Origin of the sequence: Bacteroides sp., from assembly GCF_052357945.1 — a bacterium.
In the GTDB taxonomy this organism is placed as follows: domain Bacteria; phylum Bacteroidota; class Bacteroidia; order Bacteroidales; family Bacteroidaceae; genus Bacteroides.
In genome coordinates this window covers 32,502-50,515 of record NZ_DAWCXD010000010.1, presented here as the reverse complement: position 1 = coordinate 50,515, position 18,014 = coordinate 32,502, and the positions used below count along the sequence as shown (strand labels likewise).

At 41.1% G+C, this 18,014-nt stretch carries 20 protein-coding genes, 1 tRNA gene and 1 pseudogene; 12 read left to right on the top strand and 10 right to left on the bottom strand.

The window, feature by feature from the left end:
* Positions 1-2: 2 nt before the first annotated feature.
* The 5 genes from ACT8YW_RS04395 to ACT8YW_RS04375 all read right to left on the bottom strand — a co-directional run bounded on the left by ACT8YW_RS04395 (position 3) and on the right by ACT8YW_RS04375 (position 5,387).
* Positions 3-1,991 (bottom strand): OPT family oligopeptide transporter, encoded by a 1,989-nt coding sequence (locus tag ACT8YW_RS04395; RefSeq protein ID WP_120143638.1) that lies wholly within the window; start codon positions 1,989-1,991, stop codon positions 3-5.
* A 105-nt stretch (positions 1,992-2,096) separates the two neighbouring features.
* On the bottom strand, positions 2,097-2,492 hold the full coding sequence (locus tag ACT8YW_RS04390) for a DUF1573 domain-containing protein (RefSeq protein WP_004300420.1): 396 nt from the start codon (positions 2,490-2,492) through the stop codon (positions 2,097-2,099).
* Positions 2,493-2,589: 97 nt separating this feature from the next.
* Positions 2,590-3,213, bottom strand: coding sequence for a DUF4923 family protein (locus ACT8YW_RS04385; RefSeq protein ID WP_444104128.1), 624 nt, complete (start codon positions 3,211-3,213; stop codon positions 2,590-2,592).
* Complete coding sequence (gene yihA, locus ACT8YW_RS04380; RefSeq protein ID WP_004300422.1) at positions 3,203-3,808, bottom strand: ribosome biogenesis GTP-binding protein YihA/YsxC; 606 nt, start codon at positions 3,806-3,808, stop codon at positions 3,203-3,205. The genes ACT8YW_RS04385 and yihA overlap by 11 nt, the downstream gene beginning before the upstream one ends.
* A 124-nt stretch (positions 3,809-3,932) precedes the next feature.
* A complete protein-coding gene (locus ACT8YW_RS04375) occupies positions 3,933-5,387 on the bottom strand; it encodes a sodium:solute symporter (protein WP_444104127.1) in 1,455 nt (484 codons plus the stop codon).
* A gap of 91 nt (positions 5,388-5,478) precedes the next feature.
* Here ACT8YW_RS04375 and recR point away from each other — a divergent pair, with 91 nt between their 5' ends.
* The 3 genes from recR to ACT8YW_RS04360 are packed head-to-tail and all read left to right on the top strand — an operon-like array spanning position 5,479 to position 7,114.
* On the top strand, positions 5,479-6,096 hold the full coding sequence (recR, locus tag ACT8YW_RS04370; protein WP_008775856.1) for a recombination mediator RecR: 618 nt from the start codon (positions 5,479-5,481) through the stop codon (positions 6,094-6,096).
* A 26-nt stretch (positions 6,097-6,122) separates the two neighbouring features.
* Positions 6,123-6,581 (top strand): hypothetical protein, encoded by a 459-nt coding sequence (locus ACT8YW_RS04365; RefSeq protein WP_444104126.1) that lies wholly within the window; start codon positions 6,123-6,125, stop codon positions 6,579-6,581.
* The gene (locus tag ACT8YW_RS04360; protein ID WP_444104125.1) at positions 6,578-7,114 is read left to right on the top strand and encodes a GNAT family N-acetyltransferase; all 537 of its coding nucleotides are present in this window, start codon (positions 6,578-6,580) and stop codon (positions 7,112-7,114) included. The genes ACT8YW_RS04365 and ACT8YW_RS04360 overlap by 4 nt, the downstream gene beginning before the upstream one ends.
* Positions 7,115-7,118: 4 nt before the next feature.
* On the opposite strand, the gene ACT8YW_RS04355 is transcribed toward ACT8YW_RS04360, so the two are convergent.
* Complete coding sequence (locus tag ACT8YW_RS04355) at positions 7,119-7,709, bottom strand: YqgE/AlgH family protein (RefSeq protein WP_087321857.1); 591 nt, start codon at positions 7,707-7,709, stop codon at positions 7,119-7,121.
* Positions 7,710-7,803: 94 nt separating this feature from the next.
* Positions 7,804-9,120 (bottom strand): pyridoxal phosphate-dependent aminotransferase, encoded by a 1,317-nt coding sequence (locus tag ACT8YW_RS04350; RefSeq protein WP_444104124.1) that lies wholly within the window; start codon positions 9,118-9,120, stop codon positions 7,804-7,806.
* Between the two features lie 152 nt (positions 9,121-9,272).
* Here ACT8YW_RS04350 and ACT8YW_RS04345 point away from each other — a divergent pair.
* A tRNA-Asp gene (locus ACT8YW_RS04345) sits at positions 9,273-9,346 on the top strand.
* Positions 9,347-9,420: 74 nt separating this feature from the next.
* Here the strand turns inward: ACT8YW_RS04345 and ACT8YW_RS04340 are convergent.
* The 3 genes and pseudogenes from ACT8YW_RS04340 to ACT8YW_RS04330 form a co-directional block, all read right to left on the bottom strand.
* Complete coding sequence (locus ACT8YW_RS04340; RefSeq protein ID WP_117683760.1) at positions 9,421-10,425, bottom strand: beta-ketoacyl-ACP synthase III; 1,005 nt, start codon at positions 10,423-10,425, stop codon at positions 9,421-9,423.
* A 309-nt stretch (positions 10,426-10,734) separates the two neighbouring features.
* Positions 10,735-10,983, bottom strand: a pseudogene (locus tag ACT8YW_RS04335) (DnaB-like helicase N-terminal domain-containing protein); the annotation flags it as partial.
* A gap of 285 nt (positions 10,984-11,268) precedes the next feature.
* Complete coding sequence (locus ACT8YW_RS04330) at positions 11,269-11,571, bottom strand: DUF4248 domain-containing protein (RefSeq protein ID WP_055236512.1); 303 nt, start codon at positions 11,569-11,571, stop codon at positions 11,269-11,271.
* A gap of 233 nt (positions 11,572-11,804) precedes the next feature.
* Here ACT8YW_RS04330 and ACT8YW_RS04325 point away from each other — a divergent pair, with 233 nt between their 5' ends.
* From ACT8YW_RS04325 to ACT8YW_RS04290, 8 genes are all read left to right on the top strand, one after another.
* Complete coding sequence (locus ACT8YW_RS04325; protein ID WP_444104123.1) at positions 11,805-12,209, top strand: hypothetical protein; 405 nt, start codon at positions 11,805-11,807, stop codon at positions 12,207-12,209.
* A gap of 112 nt (positions 12,210-12,321) precedes the next feature.
* Positions 12,322-12,729 (top strand): hypothetical protein, encoded by a 408-nt coding sequence (locus ACT8YW_RS04320; RefSeq protein WP_444104122.1) that lies wholly within the window; start codon positions 12,322-12,324, stop codon positions 12,727-12,729.
* A 3-nt stretch (positions 12,730-12,732) separates the two neighbouring features.
* Entirely contained in the window at positions 12,733-14,037 is a 1,305-nt protein-coding gene (locus ACT8YW_RS04315; protein ID WP_444104121.1) for a DUF3440 domain-containing protein, read from the top strand.
* Entirely contained in the window at positions 14,034-14,576 is a 543-nt protein-coding gene (locus ACT8YW_RS04310) for an IbrB-like domain-containing protein (RefSeq protein ID WP_074557247.1), read from the top strand. Before ACT8YW_RS04315 ends, ACT8YW_RS04310 begins: the two co-directional genes overlap by 4 nt.
* Before the next feature lie 489 nt (positions 14,577-15,065).
* Complete coding sequence (locus ACT8YW_RS04305) at positions 15,066-15,449, top strand: hypothetical protein (protein WP_254780802.1); 384 nt, start codon at positions 15,066-15,068, stop codon at positions 15,447-15,449.
* Between the two features lie 28 nt (positions 15,450-15,477).
* The gene (locus ACT8YW_RS04300) at positions 15,478-15,843 is read left to right on the top strand and encodes a hypothetical protein (protein ID WP_074557281.1); all 366 of its coding nucleotides are present in this window, start codon (positions 15,478-15,480) and stop codon (positions 15,841-15,843) included.
* 21 nt (positions 15,844-15,864) lie between these two features.
* The gene (locus ACT8YW_RS04295; protein ID WP_444104120.1) at positions 15,865-16,437 is read left to right on the top strand and encodes a DUF3575 domain-containing protein; all 573 of its coding nucleotides are present in this window, start codon (positions 15,865-15,867) and stop codon (positions 16,435-16,437) included.
* A gap of 8 nt (positions 16,438-16,445) precedes the next feature.
* On the top strand, positions 16,446-17,957 hold the full coding sequence (locus ACT8YW_RS04290; protein ID WP_444104119.1) for a DUF3868 domain-containing protein: 1,512 nt from the start codon (positions 16,446-16,448) through the stop codon (positions 17,955-17,957).
* Positions 17,958-18,014 lie beyond the last annotated feature (57 nt).

The window sequence follows — 18,014 nt, the reverse complement described above, 5'->3', positions numbered from 1 at the left end:
ATTTATTTAACTTTCATTGAAGCCTTTATAAAGTAAAGAATCAATAAGGCATACGCTCCTAATGCCAACACTTCTGACCAAGTATTGTTCAACCATGTTTCATTAACCAGGTTGATTCCACCAAAGCGCATCGCGGCACTGATTACTCCCATCAATGCACCTCCGGCAATGAAACCGGATGCCAGTAAGGTTCCTTTTTCACCTCTTTCCGTATTCAGAGATGCATCTTTGCTACGTGTTGTAACAAACCAATTCACTGCTCCACCCACTACCAGCGGCACATTCAGTTCCAATGGAATAAACATACCCAATGCGAAAGCTAATGCAGGAATTTTACAAAGAGTCAGAATAATTGCTAAGACAGCACCAATGCCATATAACAACCAGGGTGCACCTACACCACTCATCAGCGGTTCGATAACGGCCGCCATCGCATTTGCTTGTGGAGCAGCCAGTGCGCCACTTGTAAATCCGTATGTCTTATTCAGGATAATCATTACACCGCCTACTGTTGCAGCCGATACGATTGTTCCCAAGAACTTCCATGTTTCCTGTTTGGCAGGCGTACTTCCGAGCCAGTAACCAATCTTCAAGTCGGTGATAAAACCTCCTGCCATCGACAGCGCGGTACATACTACGCCACCCATTACCAATGCGGCAACCATGCCCGAAGGACCTTTCAGTCCGACAGCTACCATCACTACGGAAGCCAATATCAGTGTCATCAATGTCATTCCCGAAACCGGATTAGTACCAACAATCGCAATGGCATTAGCTGCTACTGTGGTGAACAGGAAAGAGATCCCGGCAACCAGAACAATGGCTACCAATGTATGCAACAGATTCCCTTGCATGACATCAAGATAGAAGAATAATACGATTAATATCAGTGTGATGATGGAACCGATGGCGATAATCTTCATAGAAAGATCCCGTTGGGTACGGATAATGCTCTTCTCTACATTCCCTTTACCGCCCATCTCTTTGGCTGCCAGTCCGACAGCGCTCTTGATGATGCTCCAGGAACGGATAATACCGATCACACCTGCCATAGCGATACCGCCGATACCGATGCTCTTGGCATAATATTTGAATATTTCTTCCGGGCTCATCATACCTACGGTAGAGGTAACTTCCGGATTCCATGCATTCAGTACACTGTCACCCCAGATAGCAGACATTCCCGGAATGATAATCCACCACACAGCCAATGAACCGGCACAAATGATGGAAGCATATTTCAGTCCGACGATATATCCCAAACCAAGCACAGCGGCACCGGTGTTTACTTTGAATACCAATTTCGCCTTTTCTGCCAGCATTTCTCCGGCACTGCAAACACGGGTAGTAAAATTCTCGTTCCACCATCCGAATGTCGCTACGATGAAGTCATATAATCCGCCGATCATACCTGCCATCAATAACGGTTTGGCCTGACTGCCGCCTTTTTCGCCGGAGATCAACACCTGTGTAGTGGCTGTTGCTTCCGGGAAAGGATATTTTCCATGCATGTCACTGACGAAGTATTTACGGAAAGGAATCAGGAATAGAATACCCAATACGCCACCCAATAAAGAGCTGATGAATACCTGCATGAAAGTAACCGTCATCTCGGGATATTTAGCTTGGAGAATATAAAGAGCGGGGAGGGTGAAGATCGCTCCGGCAACGATTACTCCGGAACAAGCTCCGATAGACTGGATAATCACATTTTCTCCCAACGCATTTTTTCTTTTGGCAGCTCCGGAGACTCCTACGGCAATGATCGCAATCGGAATAGCTGCTTCAAATACCTGTCCGACCTTCAACCCCAGATAGGCTGCGGCGGCCGAAAAAAGGATTGCCATGGCAATACCCCATGCTACTGACCAGATATTAACTTCCGGATAATTTTTAGAGGGACCCATCAACGGGTTGTACACTTCCCCGGGTTTCAACTCTCTGAACGCATTCTCGGGTAACCCGGTGAATTTGTCTTCTTCTTGTTTCATAGTTTTTATAATTTGCTAATGTGTTAATTTACATTTCCGTCCTCAAAGTAAACAAAAAAAAAGGAGAACCGAAAGATTCTCCTTTATGTAATAGTCTATTTTTTCCTACTTTGCATCTTTTGCTGTCATATCGCCTTCGATATACAATCTTACCATCTCTGTTTTGGCGTTGGTACGCAAGGTGATTGATTTTTTGAAATGTCCCGGATATTTGCCTGTTCCGTTATAAGTCACCTTGATTGTTCCTTTTTTGCCCGGCATGATGGGCTCCTTTGTATATTCGGGTACTGTACATCCGCAAGAGGCTACAGCCTGATGGATCACCAGAGGGGCATCGCCGATATTAGTAAAGGTAAATGTGCAACTGACAACCGGGCTGTTTTCAGAAAACTTACCGAAATCGTGAGTTGTTTTGTCAAACTTGATATCTGCATTTGTTTGCGCAAATGCAAAGCTTACGCCCATTACTAACAGGGTCATTAAAAAAAGTATCTTTTTCATTTTTCCTTCTCTTTTTGATTACAAACGACAAAGATAATGCTTTTCCCCTAAAATATACTTTATGGAGTGCGAAATAGTATTAAACGATTCTCTTTTGCTATTTTGAGAGTTGGAATCCGAGCATCATTCCATCGTAATTTTCGGCTAGTGAACTAACTGTTTTCAGTGCGGTACTGCTACTTTTGCTACCGATGAAAGCCATTAGTTTCAACAGTTTGTCCGAGTTGAACAGTAACTCCAGTGAACTGGAACTGCAATTTACTTTAGCGTGCAGATTCAGAAGTTTCAAGTACTTCAAATCAACTTGTTTGGTTGAAGCATTGTAGGAGTAAGTGCCTTTCAATGTTTTCTTGCCCACCGTATTGACGAAAGTACTGTCGGCATTGAAGGTGAAACTCATTTGGCCGTCTTTGATACCTATTTTGCTTAATTGTTCGTTCAGCTTATTTTCAGCCATAGTGGCTGCGGTAGCTCCGCCCGCTTTCATTAGTAAGTTATCCGATTCGAACTCTACGGCCGAACCTTTGTAGTTCCATGTTCCGGTCATGTCGATAGATTCGGTGGTTCCGGTGATGGCATTTACTACTTTTGAAATGTTGTCCTTATTAAATAAGTCGGACCATGATTGCGCCTGGCTGTTAGTCGCCATCAGCATAAATACTGCCATAAAGGCAATAGATAAAAAACTCTTTTTCATTTTCATTCTTCTTTCATTTAACATTGAGATCCTTGTTTATGTTTTCTATGTAGTTGAGTATATCAATACGTCCTGTGCGGTCTTCCGAGGAAGATACGAAGTGAGGAGGGAGCTCTTCCCATTGTTTGCCCAACTCACGTAAATAGGCATTGATATTCATTTTTAAACGTCCACCTTTTAGCTTGTCGGCTTTGGTAAAGATGATAGAGAAGGGGATACCGTTCTCGCCCAGCCATTCCATAAACTCGAGGTCTATTTTTTGAGGTTCCAGCCGGCTGTCTATCAGGACAAAGAGGTTGGTCATTTGCTCCCGTTCCAAGATATAATCTTCGATTATGGTGCGTATCTGGTCTTTCCCTTTTTGTCCGCGTCGGGCGTAGCCATATCCCGGAAGGTCAACGAGATACCAATTCTTATTGATAAGGAAGTGGTTGATTAACATCGTTTTTCCCGGAGTAGAAGAGGTCATGGCCAGACCTTTACGGCTGGTCAACATATTGATAAGACTCGATTTTCCCACATTCGAACGGCCTATAAAGGCATATTCCGGGAAAATACCGGCCGGGCATTTCTTCACGTCCGTATTGCTAATCACAAATTCAGCACTTGTTATTTCCATTTTCTTGTCATTTATTTCTTTATAAAATCGTTTATAATAAACTCGCTCATCGTTTATAATAAACTATTGCGCAGTTTATAATAAACTCTGCCATTATTTATTATAAACTCTGGAGTACCTGTTTTTATGGCACTTTCAGCGTTTTCTCTTTTTTGGACATACACATTAACCCTGCAAAGGTAAGCGTTCCATTTAACATTAGCAATTCATAACCGAATTTATATCCGGTTTCTTTTCCAATCCACCAGTCGGCAAGATAGCAGAACAGTGGTGAAAGGATGGCTATGAGAGGAACCCACCGGTCGTTCGTTTGCCTATGTGTAAATAGTCCGAAAGCAAACATTCCGAGCAGGGGGCCGTATGTGTAGGAGGCGATGATATATATGGCGTCAATAACGCTCTTATTATTGAGTATTTCTACCAGGCAGATGAAGAATGCCAATAAGACTGATAACGATAAATGCACTTTGCCTCTTTTGCGACGTGCCGTTTCTTCTGTGTCTTTTTCTGTATTTAGCAGGTCTACACATACGCTGGTTGTCATGGCTGTCAGGGCGGAATCCGAGTTGCTGAAAGCTGCTGCGATAATACCGATTGTAAAAAGTACCAATACGGATTGTCCTAGATAACCTTGGGCTGCAAACATGGGCAGTATATCATCATTCATGGCTGGCAGTTCGAGTTGCATTTGTCCCGCTAGTGCTATCAATAGAATTCCCAAACATAGAAAAAGAAAATTTAGCGGAATGAATGAGAAACCGTAGCAATACATGTTTTTTTGTGCTTCCCGAAGGTTCCGGCAAGAAAGATTCTTTTGCATCATATCCTGATCCAGTCCGGTCATTACGATGACGATGAAGATACCGCTGAAGAATTGTTTGAAGAAGTTTTGTCGGGATACCCAGTCGTCAAATACAAAAATACGGCTATGTTCGCTGTTTTGGATTGTTTGCACAATGCCGCTGAAGTTAAGGTCTAATCTTTGGATCGTAAAATAGATGATAAAAATCAGAGCGGCAATCAGGCAAAATGTTTGTAAGGTATCTGTCCACACTATGGTCTTTATTCCGCTTTTATGAGTATATATCCATACCAATGCAACCGAACCGACAGCAATCAGCCAAAAAGGAACGTGCATTTCCTGAAATACATACGTATGGAGAATGAGGCATACCAGATAAAGTTTGGCTGCGGTTCCCAACATGCGTGACAACAGAAAGAAAAAGGAACCGGTGCGATAGGCACGCACCCCGATGCGGGTGCCGAGATATCCGTAGATACTTGTCAGATTCAATTTATAATATAAAGGAAGTAAGATATGGGCTACGGCCATGTATCCGAAGAAAAATCCGACTACCGTTTGCATATACGTCATATCCATTCCGCGCACCATTCCCGGTACAGAGACGAAAGTGACTCCGGAGATAGAGGCGCCAATCATTCCAAAAGAGACTATGTACCAAGGTGATTGGTTCTCTCCCTTGAAGAACGCTGCATTCGATCCGCCCTTACGTCCGGTGATACGGGCTATTAGTAATAATACCGCGAAGTAGCAAAGAATAGTGACTAGTATCATCATAACAGATGCAAAGGTAGCAATTTTTGTAGGTATTAAAAACAATAATCTGTATCTTTGCAAGGTTTTATCGATAGAACAGCAAATATTATCTATGAACCAACAATATCCTTCTATACTGCTTGAAAAGGCAGTCGGCGAATTTTCCAAACTTCCGGGTATCGGGCGTAAGACGGCTATGAGGCTTGTTCTGCATCTGCTCCGTCAGGATACGGCTACGGTGGAAGCTTTCGGAAATTCTATTATAACGTTGAAACGTGAGGTGAAATACTGCAAAGTGTGTCATAATATATCCGATACTGAAACTTGCCAGATTTGCGCTAATCCGCAACGGGATGTTTCCACTGTCTGTGTGGTGGAAAATATCCGTGATGTAATGGCGGTGGAAGCAACCCAGCAGTATCGCGGGCTTTATCACGTTTTGGGTGGGGTTATTTCTCCAATGGACGGAGTCGGACCGAGTGACCTTCAAATTGAAAGCCTAGTGCAGCGGGTGGCTGAAGGTGGAATCAAAGAAGTTATTCTGGCATTGAGCACTACGATGGAGGGGGATACTACCAATTTCTATATCTATCGCAAGCTAGATAAATTGGGGGTTAAACTAAGTGTGATAGCCCGTGGCATATCGGTTGGTGATGAACTTGAATATGCCGATGAAGTAACTTTAGGACGCAGTATTGTGAACCGGACGCTTTTTACCGGAACTGTATAAACATTATTAATCATTTAAGAACGAACATGGAAGAACAGATAAAACGAGCTGTCAGAAATTTGAATATCAGTTATGTTTTCTTTTGGGTGCTCCCGGCATTTTTGCTTGGGGCAGGAGAATTTGAACTTTTTCCCGTAGGAGGTTTGGTAGATAACGCATCAGCTACCTATTATTTTGAGACGGTCGGCATTTTGCTCACTGCTTTGTGTGTGCCTCTTTCTCTCAAATTATTTAGCTTGGTGCTTAAGAAAAAGATAGATCACATGACTATCGCGCTTGCCTTGAAGCGGTATGTACAATGGAACATTGTGTGCTTGGGAGTTCTTGAAGTAGCTATTGTGGTGAACCTTTTGTGTTACTACCTGACGTTGAGCAGTACGGGTAACCTCTGTATGCTGATTGGCCTCACGGCGTCACTTTTCTGTCTGCCCAGCGAGAAGAGATTGCGTAACGAACTTCACATTGCAAAAGAAGAAAAGCTATGAGACAGTCTTTCTTGATGAACGAGCGTATCTATCTTCGTGCGGTAGAACCGGAAGATATGGATATAATGTATGAGATGGAAAATGATCCTTCGATGTGGGACATCAGTAACTTTACGGTTCCATACTCCCGTTATGTGTTGCGCCAATATATTGAAGGTTCGCAGTGTGATGTGTTTGCGGATAAGCAATTACGTCTGATGATGGTACGCAAATCCGACCAGTGTATACTTGGTACGATTGATATTACGGATTTCGTTCCCCTTCATTCGCGGGGAGAAGTTGGAATTGCCGTGCATAAGGATTATCGCCAGCAAGGTTATGCCACCGACGCATTGAAGCTGCTTTGTGAATATGCTTTTGATTTTCTGTCTTTAAGTCAGCTTTATGCACATGTCACGACAGATAATGACGTTTGTGTAAAGCTGTTCATGTCTTGTGGCTTCGTTCAATGTGGATTATTGAAAAACTGGCTGCAAGTGGAGGGCTGCTACAAAGATGCGTTGCTTCTCCAATGTTTGAATCCTAAGAAATAAAATATTAGTTGAGAGTAGGCACTTGCGGGAAACGTGACCACGTTTCGTACTTGCTGCCTAGCTTCTCTAAAGCAGTCCGCCACATATCCTTGATATTGTTTTTCATCAGATATGATTTCTCTTCTTCAGACACCAACCATGTGTTTTCTCTGATTTCATTGCTCAACTGTTCGCTGTCCCATCCGGAATATCCCAGGAAGAAACGGATACATTCGCTGATTTTATTTCCTTGTAATATATATTTCTTTATTTCATCAAAATCTCCATTCAGATAAAGTCCTTTGCTGATAGAGATAGAGCCGGGGATGTCTGATAGTGTATGGAGGTAAAATAAAGTATCAGTGGCAATCGGTCCACCCTTGTATAGAGGAATCTCGTCCAGATATTTAAATTCCATGATGATATCGTTCAGGAATAATGGCAGTTGTTTGTTGATAACCAATCCCATACTTCCTTCGTCCGTATGATCGACCAGTAAAATTACGGATCTGCCAAACGTTGCGTCACGCAGAAAAGGTTCAGATATTAAAATCTTTCCTCTTGATGGTAACACATTATTCGATTGAATCTTAAATATGTCAGAGTCAATATTCATGCCACTAAAGTAAGAAAAAAAACGGAATAACAATCGTTCTTTCCGTTTTTTTTCATTTTAAGAATGGCTTTTATGAATATCTCATGTCAAATAATCAGGCCATCGGATGATTTTCAGCAAATAGTTTCATTCTTTCATCCAGTTGCGCATACTGATGATCTTTAATAAAAGAGGTACACGCGCGCAATCCTTCCTGATGGCTTCCTGTTGTAACCAAAGAGATAGCGCTCACTCCGTAGTACATCAGTTCTTTGGCCAGTTCGCCGCTGGTCATTCCCGGATAACCGATGGTAAAATAGAATCCGTCCGCAATCGGGTCGCCCAAGTCGTTGTCATATACCAGGTGGAAACCGTGACGGAGGAAGATTTCTTTTAATTTTTGTGCTCTTTCACCATAGATCTTCACTTCGTTGAGGAAGTTATATTGTCCTTCGTTGGCAGCTTTCAGCATGGCAGCCATGGCGAATTGTGCGGAATGACTCGTTCCTGATGAAAGTGCATAAAGTACACGATGAATGAAAACAGTTCCAAAGGTACCGCCGCCATATCGTTTGGTCAGTCCCGGATAGCTTCGGTGGTATAATTTATCCGAGATACAGCTTACGCCAATACGCTGTCCGGCGTAGCTGAATGCTTTCGAACCGGAAATCAGCAATACATAATTATCTGTATAATGGGCAACTGATGGCTGGAAAGGAGGTTGGTATGGTTTACTCAAATCCTGACGGAAGTCCATGGCGAAATAAGCCAAGTCTTCCAAAACGATCACATCATACTGCGTTGCCAATTCACCAATAATCCGCAATTCTTCCTCTTTCAGGCAAATCCAACTGGGGTTATTGGGATTCGAATAAATGATAGCTGATATATTTCCTTTTTTCAGATAGCTTTCCAGTTTCTCTTTCAGTTTGTCTCCGCGGTAGTCATATACATCAAACGTTTCGAACTTTTGTCCCATTACTACCAACTGCTGTTTCTGTACCGGGAATCCGGGATCGATGAATAAAATCGTATCTTTCTTTTCGTCGCATTGACTGCAAGTAAGGAAGGAAGCGAATGTGCCTTGCATAGAGCCGGTGACAGGTACGCATCCCTCCGGATTTAAATCTACATTAATAAATGCTTTGATAAAGTTGGACGCTTCTTTTTTCAGTTCCGGCAATCCATTGATATCGGGGTATAGGCTGGCAATACCATTTTGTAACGCTTCAATTTCTGCTTTCACACCTACTGCGGAAGGAGGAAGTCCCGGAACACCCATTTCCATTTTAATAAATTCAACTCCCGATGCAGCTTCTGCTTTCGAAGCAATAGCTTTCACTTCCCGAATGGTAGCTTTTGAAAAATCGACAATTTGAAACTCATTTATAGTTTCATCAATCAGATGTCGTTCAATTGGTGTATTTTTCATTCTATTTTCTATTTTATTAGTAGCTGCAAATGTACACGATAATTCTTAATAAACCCACTTTTTCAGAAAAAAGATACTGAAGCTATTGCAGGTTTCAAAAAAATATCTACCTTTGCATCCGCAATCGAGAGAGATGCTTTAGTGAATATTTTGGTGCGTTAGTTCAGTTGGTTAGAATACATGCCTGTCACGCATGGGGTCACGGGTTCGAGTCCCGTACGCACCGCACTTTCCAAACAAAAAATCCTCTGGTTTCTAGTAAATCAGAGGATTTTTTATTTGGAAGATAGCGATTAATCGCTATCTGTTTTTTCCATCATATCCCCATTTTATATAAATAGCTCCCCAGGCAAATCCTGCTCCGAATGCAGTGAGAATTAGGTTATCTCCTTTTTTGAGTTTATCTTCAAAATCCCAAAGGCAGAGTGGGAGAGTGCCTGCACTAGTATTGCCGTATCGTTCAATATTAACCATGACCTTTTCGGCGGGAACTTCCAAACGTTGTGTTACAGCAGTGATAATGCGTTGATTAGCTTGATGGGGAATCACCCAGTCGATATTGTCTTTGCTTAGATGGTTTCTTGCAATAATAGATTCACAGGCATCTGCCATGTTAGATACCGCGTATTTGAATACAGTGCGTCCTTCCTGATAGATGTAGTGCATTTGATTATCCAATGAATAATAAGAAGGGGTGCATACGGAACCACCGGCTTTAATATGTAAAAAAGGTAATCCTTTACCATCTGTCCTTAACACAGCATCCATAATACCCAAATCTTCAGTAGTAGGTTCAAGCATGACGGCTGCTCCGCCATCGCCGAAAATAGGACAAGTTGCCCGATCGGTATAGTTTATTATTGACGACATCTTTTCAGCACCTACAACCACCACTTTCTTGTAATTTCCGGAACGGATAAAGTTAGCTCCTGTCTCCAATGCATATAAAAAACCACTGCAAACGGCCTGTATGTCGAAAGCAAAAGCTCTTTTCAGTTCCAGTCTCTCACATAAAATAGAAGCAGTGGAAGGAAGGCGGTAATCAGGAGTTGTTGTAGCTACAATTACCAGATCAATATCATCCGGATTTGTATGGGTGCGTTTTATCAGTTGTTTGACAGCTTTACGAGCTATGTAAGAAGTTCCCAGTCCTTCATCTTTCAGAATACGCCTTTCCTTAATACCAATACGCCCCATAATCCATTCATCGGTGGTATCTACCATTTTTGAAATCTCATCATTAGTCAAGATATAATCGGGTACATATCCTCCGACTCCTGTAATTACTGCGTTTATATTTTCCATTTGTTTTATCTAGTTTGATAAATTGAATAAGGAGGTTGGTTCAATAATAAAAATGCGGGCGCAAATATATGGAAAAGAGACTGAAATCCAATATTAGTTTGTGAAACTGTAGCCTTTTTAATTAATAAAAAGGAATATTTGACCAAATTTTGTCTAACTTTTTAATTGACGATTTTTGTTTAAAGTGACGGACTGTCGTAAATACTTGATTGATAGAGCATCATGAGTGCTATTCCAATATTGGCAACCAAGAAGTTTGTCGAGTAACTTGTTTGGGCATAAAGATGGCATATCGGTTATTCAATTTGTATAAAGCCCTCCTATAAATTCGAGCTTGCCACGCCGGGCAAGTTCTTCTTTTATGGTCATGATATCAATTACTTGCCCGGCATGGTACATACCCTGCAAGGCAGCATAAATCTCACGGTTCGTTTCAGTGTAAAATACTTCCGGCCGTAATATGCCGGCAACCAGTGTAATAGCTTTGCTTTCCAGTAGGCAGGCACCGAGCACGACTTCTTCGAGTTCGGCGTCCTGTGGGTTTGTTATCTCACTCATTTTCTTTTCTAATAGTCATATTCATTCATAAATGCCTTATTTGACAGGTAGTCCGGTTGGTTGAGGTGTACAATTTTACGGTTATGAACGGCTAAATATTTTAATATTGGCTCATGTGTCCAATACCCCTGATTATTGCCCATATTTTGGGACCTCTCTGTCTGCCTTCCTCTACTCTTGCTCAAACGCCCTGTTAAAAGGGGAGGCCGGCATGCCTATATTAGCACTTCGACCACCCCTTCATCCATTAATATATAAATGAAAAAAAGAATGTATTAAAATACATTATATCTTTTTCCCCATTTTCGGGACAGCAAGATATGAATTCTTTTTTATCATTTCGTATACTAATGCAGGCGTTCCCCAGAACCTTACAATAATCGCAATTTGCTGAGGAGTGAGCGTTGTGGTATGCGGGGTGAATCCCGCTTCCGTGAGTTGGTTCAGTAATACCGCATGTTCTTTGATGATCCGACGGAACGCTTTCACCGCTGAACAATTATACTGATAGTTCGGAAAATAAGCTACTGCCACTTCGGACAGTGCATGGCAGCCATGAAGCAGCCAGTCAAAAGATTGATTATCCATTGTTTAAAATATTTAAATATTCCGCAAAAGTACGATTCGTTTCATTGGAAGGAAAAACCGATTTTATGATGCTGGTAATTTAAATGTGTTATAAGTATGAATATTTTTAAATAAAAATCTAATTATTTAAACAATCTTCTCTATATTTGCATGTGAAATTAGATTTTATATGGCATTTTTTTCTGGTTAGTAATCAGTAAGGTCAAACCGTTTATATATAACTAAATTTTATAATGTCAAAAGGAATAGAGGTCATAAAAGATCGTTTACAACGAAAGCGTGAACAGTACATTCGTCAGGAAGAGAAAATAGAACAAATGAAATGTACAATGCACACTAGCGAGGAAATAGAGCAGCTGGAATATGTTCTTAGTGAAATGGAACACATATCGGATACGCATCGTGAGCCACGAGTGATTCCCAATGACAAAGTAGGAGACGTGTTTGCATATCTCTGTCGGGTGTTTGAGTTTTTACAGCACCGCTTAAAGCTGCATTTTAAATATAAACTGGCATGTGAAGTCATCTTTGCCCGTTATCAATTTCAAAGCCGGTCGCATACTCCCGGGCGGGAATATCTAAGCTTTGCCACCATACTGACTTACTTTAAACGTGAGAGAGGTATGACGGACGGGTGATTTCAAAAATATCGAAATATAGAGATAATAACATGAAAAACAAATGTTTTAGGAACAGAAATGACGAATTTGATATTTTTTCCTTATTTTTGTGTGTCCATTTTTGAATGATATGATACAGATAATACGATTAAAAGGAAAAGACAAACATTTATATCGGCTTGTGACGCCGATGGTGATGGATCCCGAAGTGATACGCGCAAACAATAATTACCCTTTCAAGACGGGCGAAGAGTATGTGTGGTTTATTGCGATTGAAGATAAAGAAGTGGTGGGCTTCGTGCCGGTGGAACAGAAAAGCCGGAAGAAAGCTGTAATCAATAATTATTATGTAAAGGCAGAAGACGCCAGACGGGAGGAAATCCTGTCGCATTTGTTGCCTGCCGTTATTGCGGAATTCGGGCCTGAGAGTTGGTTGCTTAATTCGGTCACACTGGTACAAGATAAAGAAACATTTGAAAAGTTTGAATTTGTATCGATGGACAAGAAATGGACACGGTATGTAAAAATGTATAGATAACTTATGGCGAAAAAGAAAATAGCAGGCACAAAGAATGTATATGAATTAGCACAAGAACGACTGAAAGTTATATTTAATGAATTTGATAATATATATGTGTCATTCTCCGGAGGTAAAGACAGCGGGGTACTGCTGAATATGTGTATCGATTATATCCGGAAGAATAACCTGAAGGTACGTTTGGGAGTTTTTCACATGGATTATGAAATCCAGTATAAAATGACCATCGATTATGTAGACCGGATGCTGGAAGCTAACAAGGATATTCTGGATGTGTACCGGGTATGTATTCCTTTCCGTGTGGCTACCTGCACCTCGATGTATCAATCCTTTTGGCGTCCCTGGGAAGATAATAAAAAGAATATATGGGTTCGTTCCATGCCTAAAAAGGCAATGACCAAAGATGATTTTCCTTTTTATAATACAACCATGTGGGATTATGAATTCCAGATGCGTTTTGCGCAATGGATACATAATAAAAATGACGCAGTGCGCACTTGTTGTCTGATCGGAATCCGTACACAGGAAAGTTTCAATCGGTGGAGATGTATCTATATGAGCCGCAAATTCCAGATGTATCATAAATACAAATGGACTTCCAAGGTAGGGAATGATATTTATAATGCCTATCCTATTTACGACTGGAAGACTACGGATGTATGGACGGCTAATGGGAAATTCCAGTGGGATTATAATACCTTATATGACCTTTACTATCGTGCCGGAGTCAATCTGGAGCGTCAGCGTGTAGCGAGTCCTTTTATTAATGAAGCGCAAGAAAGCTTGCAGCTTTACCGGGTGCTTGATCCCAATACCTGGGGTAAAATGGTCGGAAGGGTGAATGGTGTGAACTTTACCGGTATGTATGGTGGTACTCACGCGATGGGATGGCAGTCGGTGAAACTTCCCGAAGGATATACATGGCGCGAGTTTATGTATTTCTTGCTGTCCACTTTGCCGGAACGGGCGAGGAAAAACTATCTCCGGAAACTTTCGGTGAGTGTGAATTTCTGGCGGACGAAAGGCGGATGCCTGAGTGATGCCACCATCCAAAAGCTGATTGATGCAAAAGTACCGATTATCGTTATGGATAATAGTAACTACAAAACGCTGAAAAAACCGGTACGTATGGAATATCAGGATGATATCGACATTCCGGAGTTCAAAGAAATACCTACGTATAAGCGGATGTGTGTTTGTATTCTTAAGAATGATCATGCCTGCAAATATATGGGATTCTCGCCCACAAAGGAGGAGATGAGTAAGAGAAGTCAAATTATGGAACAATATAGAATCATTGTATCATGAGTGTAGATAAAAGCCCTGTTTACGAGGTAAAAGCGGTACCTGTAGAAAAAGTATATGCGAACGATTATAATCCGAATGTCGTTGCACCGCCTGAAATGAAGTTGCTGGAACTTTCTATTTGGGAAGATGGCTTTACGATGCCATGTGTATGTTACTACGATAAAGATGAAGATCGTTATATCCTGGTGGATGGTTACCATCGCTATACGGTATTAAAAACTTCCCAACGAATCTATAAGCGTGAAAACGGCTTGTTGCCAATTGTAGTGATAGACAAAGACCTGTCTAACCGTATGAGTTCGACAATCCGGCACAACCGTGCGCGTGGAATGCATAACATTGAATTGATGTGCAACATTGTTGCGGAGCTTGACAAGGCTGGTATGTCCGATCAATGGATAATGAAAAATATTGGTATGGACCGTGATGAATTGTTGCGCCTGAAACAAATTTCAGGACTTGCTGATCTGTTTGCTAATCGTGAATTCAGTATTCCTGATGAGGTTGCTCCTACTGAAACAGAGCGCAAAACCTTATAATCTGATAGCTATATATATACAGAAATTGAATATTTTGTCATTTAGGCACAAATTATACAAGTTATTAGTCTATTTTGTGGTATAAAATAGCTATGTCTTTTGTCTAATTTGTGCCTAAATTGTATCTAAATGACACGAAAAACTATAACTCCTTTCCATTACCCAAGTTTTTATGAGAGAAACTTGAAAATTTTAAAATGTTCGCATATCGAAAGAAATAAGGATATTGAATATTTTTGTTGTGAATTTCGTAATCTCCTTGCTTGCTACCTGCATAATTAGCCCCTTTATTCTGAATTGATTCTCTGTAACAGAAATGAATACAATTTTGTATCTCCTTTAATATTCCGAAATTTGCAATATGAGATTTGGACAAAAAATATTGTCCTGAGAGAAAAGCAAAAAGAGAAATAAGAGAGAGAGAAGAGAAGTAGAAGAAAGTACATTAGAGAATTAATGAGAGAAATAACGAGACTTACAACCAGTTTTTTGAATTTGACTTTTTTATTATCTGTGGTGGGGTGTGTGCAGGAGTTGAATGTGACTGGCATTCTCATCCAATTAACGCCGGAGGTGACAACTTGTGCGGATATATATGCCGGGTTGTTGACTAAACCGTTGAGCAATCCTTTGCTTGGCTCTCTATCTTATAGTGACACTCAAGAAACTATCCTTGTGAATTATATTATGTATGAGTCCGGCCCTCTGAACAACACCTGTTCGAACATTCAAGGGACTTACAACAATCAAGACTCTTATTACAAGATACCAATAGTCACTTCCATTGGTCTGGTGATAACACCGGTAACAGTTGGGGGCTCTGACTGGCTGATGTGGTATGAAGAAGGACAAAGAGGAATAGGTGATAGATAATGTGTATATAACATTAAAAACAGGAAATTTGGAAAAAGAAATTCATATTAGACAAAAGAAAGCTGTTCCTGCTACAGGAAGTATGCTTCAGTTCATGCCTACTGAAAATTCAAATTCGGAGGTGTATGAAATCAATTATTTCTGCCTTACGGGCGAAGTGGATGAAAGTGCTAAAAATTGGATCCGCCTATATTCTTCCGTAATGCCGGAGGAACATACAGGGGAAGAACGCATTATCGTTGAAGATGGTAAGATATATATTAAGGTATTGCCCAATATAGAGGCGGATTCCAGAAATGGAATCGTACATCTCACAACAATGGTGTCTTCCGTTAAAACGGGCATCAGTAATGTGCAACGCATAAAAATAGATGTTACTCAATTAGGGCAATAAACAACAGTAAATGTGATATAAATGAAGAAAGTTGCTATACTCATATTATTCATGCTCGGATGTGCTATTTCCGAGGGTCATGCCCAGAAGGTTGCGCTGAAAAGCAATCTGCTGTATGACGCTACTACTACCATGAATCTGGGGCTGGAGATCGGACTGGTGCGTAAATGGACGCTGGACATTCCGGTCAATTATAATCCGTGGAAACTTTCCGACGGCAAACGTCTCCGTCATTGGGGAATACAACCCGAAGTCCGTTACTGGTTTTGCGAGAGTTTTCGGCGTATGTTTGTCGGAATGCATGGACATTATGCCGATTTCAATGTAGGAGGATGGCCCGACTGGTCTTTTATCAGTGACAATATGCAGCATACACGTTATCAGGGATATTTTTATGGTGGTGGCTTTTCCGTAGGATATTCGTGGATTCTGAAAAAACGCTGGAGTATAGAAACGTCTGTTGGAGTGGGATATGTGCACATTGTATATGACAAGTATCCTTGCGCTACTTGTGGTACGAGACTAAAGGAAAGCAGCAAAAACTATTTTGGCCCTACTAAAGCAAGTGTGTCACTTATTTATGTAATTAAATAATAAGGAGTATGATAATAAGAAAAATAGGTTTCCTTGTGTGTATGTTGGTGGTTTGCAGCCTGAATATAAACACAGCTATGGCTCAGTCTCGCTCTTACGAAGGTGGCATTACTGTGAATCCGGTGCGGTTGGAACAGAAAGGTGATTTTATTCATGTCGATATAGATTTTGTTTTGAATAATGTGAAAGTGAAATCTGCCCGGGGAATGGATTTTATTCCGCGGCTGGTGACTCCCGGACGCACTCAGAATCTTCCGAAAGTTTCTATTAAAGGTCGTGACGAGTATCTGGCGTATGAGCGAGAGCTTGCGTTGATGAGCGCCAAAGAGAAAAGAAACTACGAGAAGCCATATATAGTGGAAAAAGCTGGAAAATTAAGAAATGACACGATTCGGTATCAATATCTGGTTCCGTTCGAATCATGGATGAAGGATGCGCGTCTGGACGTGCAGCGTGACGAATGTGGTTGCGGCGAAACGGCATTGATGAACATAGAGGAATTTGGCAAAGTGACGTTGGAACGTGTATGGACGCCTTACGTAGTGGCTCTTCAGTTTGCTTATCTGCAACCGAAAGCGGAAGAAATCAAACAACGGGATATTCAAGCGGAATGTTTTCTGGATTTCGAGGTGAATAAAGTCAATATTCGTCCCGGATACATGAATAATCCTCAGGAACTGGCTAAAATCCGCAAGATGATCGATGAACTGAAGTCCGATTCGAATGTGAAAGTGAACCGTCTGGATATTATCGGTTATGCTTCTCCGGAAGGAACATTGGTAGCAAACAAACGTCTGTCTGAAGGACGTGCCATGGCGCTTCGGGATTATCTGGCATACGGATACGATTTTCCGAGAAACCAATACTACATTGTCTTTGGAGGTGAAAACTGGGACGGACTGGAGAAGGCGCTTGAAACATTCGAATTGGAATATAAAGACGAAGTGCTGGATATTATCCGGGACATACCTATTGAAAAAGGAAGAGAAACAAAACTGATGCAACTTCACGGAGGAACGCCTTACCGGTACTTGTTGAAGTATATTTTTCCAAGTCTGCGTGTGGCTATCTGTAAAGTGAATTACGAAGTGAGGAATTTCAGTGTGGAGGAAGCGAAAGAGATTATCAAGACGCGCCCGCAGAATTTGAGCTTGAATGAAATGTTCTTGGTAGCTAATACCTATCCAACAGGCTCAAAAGAATTTATTGATGTGTTCGAAACGGCTGTCCGGATGTATCCGCAGAGTGAAATTGCAAATATAAATGCTGCTACTGCCGCTTTATCACGCAATGACTTGGTTTTGGCTGAACGTTATCTGGGCATGGTGAATTCGAATAAGAATTTGCCGGAATATAATAATGCTATGGGAATATTAATGTTAATGAAGGGAGATTATGAATTATCGAAGAAGTATTTGAAGGTTGCAGAGCAGTCAGGTCTGGATGCAGCTAGGGGCAATCTGGAAGAATTAGTCAAGAAGAAGGCTAATGCTGCCGAAATGAGAAAGAATAGTAAGTAAAACTTACTGATTAAGTGGGAAATTATATATGTATTAATTCTAATAATTTTTTGTATT